The organism is Sphingobium sp. LMA1-1-1.1, from assembly GCF_040676365.1.
Classification (GTDB): Bacteria; Pseudomonadota; Alphaproteobacteria; order Sphingomonadales; family Sphingomonadaceae; genus Sphingobium.
Map to the genome: position 1 here is coordinate 1 of NZ_JBEGHS010000036.1, position 578 is coordinate 578.

Here is a 578-nt window from a genome sequence, read left to right on the forward strand (position 1 = left end):
AGATGCGGCAGATCATCTTCAACGACCGGATCGACGCGGCGCTGGTCGCGATCTTCCTGTTCGTGGTGCTGGCGGTGCTGGTCTTCACCATTCGCACCTGTCTCGCGGCGCGGAAGGTGGCGGGGTCGACCGCGCGCGAAATCCCGGCGCAACTGGTGCCGGCGGAATGAGCCGCTTCCTTGTCACGCTGCGGCAGATGGCGCGGATGATGGTCGGCATTCCCGATTATGACGCCTATCTGCGCCATATGGCCAGCCATCATCCCGACCATCCAGCCATGGACCGAAACGCCTTTTTCCGTGAACGACAAGACGCGCGCTACGAGGGGGCAAGTGGCGGCAAGTGCTGCTGAAAAGGATGAAAGTTCATGCGTAATAAACTGACGGCGTTCATCCTGACAGGCATGGTTCTGGGGGTGATCGTGGGCTTTGCCACCAATATCTGGGTGGGCGGCGACAAGACGCTGGCGAAGGATGTGGCGGGCTATTACCACCTGCTGGCCGACATCTTCCTGCATCTGATCAAGATGATCATTGCGCCCCTGGTCTTCTCCACTCTGGTGGCGGGCATCGCGCATA

At 60.4% G+C, this 578-nt stretch carries 2 protein-coding genes; both read left to right on the forward strand.

Features of this window, described 5'->3' with window-relative positions; translation table 11 throughout:
• Positions 1 to 166 precede the first annotated feature (166 nt).
• Complete coding sequence (locus MRBLMA1_RS16695) at positions 167 to 352, forward strand: YbdD/YjiX family protein (RefSeq protein ID WP_363738252.1); 186 nt, start codon at positions 167 to 169, stop codon at positions 350 to 352.
• 15 nt (positions 353 to 367) lie between these two features.
• On the forward strand, positions 368 to 578 hold a 211-nt coding region (locus tag MRBLMA1_RS16700; protein ID WP_363738254.1), incomplete at its 3' end, for a cation:dicarboxylate symporter family transporter.

What these genes read in the sequence shown, in the direction of transcription:
- MRBLMA1_RS16695 (WP_363738252.1), top strand. Translation starts at nt 167, where the DNA reads ATGAGCCGCTTCCTTGTCACGCTGCGGCAGATGGCGCGGATGATGGTC.